Source organism: Mesorhizobium sp. M7A.F.Ca.CA.004.12.1.1 (genome assembly GCF_003997835.1).
Taxonomy (GTDB): Bacteria; Pseudomonadota; Alphaproteobacteria; order Rhizobiales; family Rhizobiaceae; genus Mesorhizobium.
Genome location: NZ_RZRK01001020.1, coordinates 1 through 1,867, shown reverse-complemented (window position 1 = coordinate 1,867; position 1,867 = coordinate 1). Strand labels below are relative to the sequence as shown.

General features: G+C 61.1%; 4 protein-coding genes. 3 read left to right on the top strand and 1 reads right to left on the bottom strand.

The genetic code is table 11. The features are described 5' to 3' along the window. The first annotated feature begins 288 nt into the window (after positions 1 to 288). Together EN984_RS33065 and EN984_RS33060 are read left to right on the top strand one after the other, a co-directional pair. Positions 289 to 858, top strand: a complete 570-nt coding sequence (locus EN984_RS33065; RefSeq protein ID WP_127269521.1) for a hypothetical protein — start codon at positions 289 to 291, stop codon at positions 856 to 858. Beyond that, positions 858 to 1,199, top strand: coding sequence for a DUF6105 family protein (locus tag EN984_RS33060; protein ID WP_127272493.1), 342 nt, complete (start codon positions 858 to 860; stop codon positions 1,197 to 1,199). Before EN984_RS33065 ends, EN984_RS33060 begins: the two co-directional genes overlap by 1 nt. On the opposite strand, the gene ruvX is transcribed toward EN984_RS33060, so the two are convergent. Further along, positions 1,117 to 1,623 (bottom strand): Holliday junction resolvase RuvX, encoded by a 507-nt coding sequence (ruvX, locus tag EN984_RS33055; RefSeq protein ID WP_023812961.1) that lies wholly within the window; start codon positions 1,621 to 1,623, stop codon positions 1,117 to 1,119. The two genes, EN984_RS33060 and ruvX, sit on opposite strands and share 83 nt — an antisense overlap. Before the next feature lie 123 nt (positions 1,624 to 1,746). On the opposite strand from ruvX, the gene EN984_RS33050 reads away from it, so the two are divergent. After that, a partial coding sequence (locus EN984_RS33050; protein ID WP_206517542.1) for an MBL fold metallo-hydrolase occupies positions 1,747 to 1,867 on the top strand: 121 nt, incomplete at its 3' end.

Below are 1,867 nucleotides of genomic sequence, written 5' to 3'. Positions count from 1 at the left end.
TTTGGCCGGCCAATGGCGCAACACCTATGGCATGATCGATTCGCGCCACGATGCACGCATGATCATCGACACGCTCTATCCGCCGGTGAACTGAGCGGCGAGCATCGCAAAAACCGGCGCCATCCACAGTTTTGACGCGTTGGCGGGCATCCTCACGCGTATGGCTGATCACCGTTAACCTTAACAAATGGTTTCCGTTGCGATGGCGGACGGCAAGGCCCACTGTCCCGGCGCGAGCAGGGAATGGTTCAGATTGGCCGTCTCTTGCTTTGCGAAGCAGGAACACCGATGCGACAGGTACTGACCTCTTTTCTGGCCTTGCACTGGGCGATTGTTTTCGCCCTGCTTGCGCTCATCTGCATCGACGGAAACCGGGGTGTGGCGGCGGCACTCGGCGTGCTGGGCACCACAATCGAGGGTACCCGCTTCGTCGACCTCGACAATTTCGTTGTCGTGGCGCCGCTCGCCACCGCATTGCTTGTCGTCGCGGTTCTGTTTTTCTGGGCCTTTGTCGAAGCCCTGGTCAACGACGCGACCAGTCCCGGCGCCGACAGCGTCGCCCGCATCGCCTTCATCAGCGCGTCCGGCATGTTGTCGCTGATCGTCATCGGAGGTGCCGCGCAAGGCATCAACGGGCTGTTCATGGCAGTTGCCGTGCAGCTGACGGCACTTCTGGCGTCCTACGTCGCCATGCTTGCCGAGCGGCGGTCCGTGGTTGCGGCAGCGGCTTCCGGCGAAAGCGAGATCCATGCCGTCGCGCATGACATGGCAAAAGCCGCGGCTCACAATTCGCTGCTCTCACTCATATCAGGCCGAACGGTCTCCAAGACCGGCTCCAATCACAGGGGAGGCCGCTGATGCGTTACATCTTTGGGTTCTGGGCGGCGCCGATGGCGATTTTCTGGGGCTGGTTCTATCTGTCGGCCAATGACATCAATTTCGGCTACACGATGCTCAGCCGACAGATGCACGACTTCTTCTTCCAGCTCTATGGTCAGATGCTCGGCATCGATCCGGCGATCATTCCCGGCATGGTGGCGAAGACGTGCGTCTTCGACGGGTTGCTGCTGATGGCGCTTTGGGCTTTCCGCCGTCGCCGCGAAATCGCCGGCTGGGTCAAACAGCGCTGGGCGGGTCCGGTTCCGTTCGAGCGGATGCGTGGAGCGACTGAAGCCGGTCCAAAACTCCCTGCAGAATAAACGCGGCTGCCGCCGAATCGATCTTGCCGGCGCGCTTGCGGCGCGAGAAATCCATCTCGATCAGCGTCCTTTCGGCCGCGACCGTCGATAGTCTTTCATCCCAGAGCACGAAGGGCAGGTCGCTCATCTGGGCCATGTTGCGAACGAAGGCGCGCGATTTCTGCGCACGCGGACCTTCCGAACCGTCCATATTGATCGGCAGCCCAATCACCACCGCGCCGGCATTCTCCTTCCGCAGCAAGGCGAGCAGCACCGCCGCATCGAGCGAGAATTTCCTTCGCATGATGACCGGGCGCGGATGGGCGAAGGAAAATCTCTGGTCCGAGACCGCGACGCCGATCGTCTTGTCGCCGAGGTCAAGTCCCGCCAGCGTCTTGCCGCCGGTCAGCCGCGCCGGCAATTCCTCGATCGTGATAATGCCCACCGGCCGTCCTTCGCCTTTCACCACCACGTGTTTTGTCAAACGCGTGGTGGACACAGTAACCCTTTGATCTCGGGGCCGTCGGCGTTCTATCCTTTGGCAAGACAAAAATCGAGGAATGCATTCATGAAACTGACCTGGTACGGCCACTCGGCCTTTCGCATCGAGACCGCTGATGCCAAGATCCTCATCGATCCCTATCTGATCGGCAATCCGTCCTGGACGGGCGGCTGGGAGGGACCGGCGG

What these genes read in the sequence shown, in the direction of transcription:
- EN984_RS33060 (WP_127272493.1), top strand. Translation starts at nt 858, where the DNA reads ATGCGTTACATCTTTGGGTTCTGGGCGGCGCCGATGGCGATTTTCTGG.
- EN984_RS33065 (WP_127269521.1), top strand. Translation starts at nt 289, where the DNA reads ATGCGACAGGTACTGACCTCTTTTCTGGCCTTGCACTGGGCGATTGTT.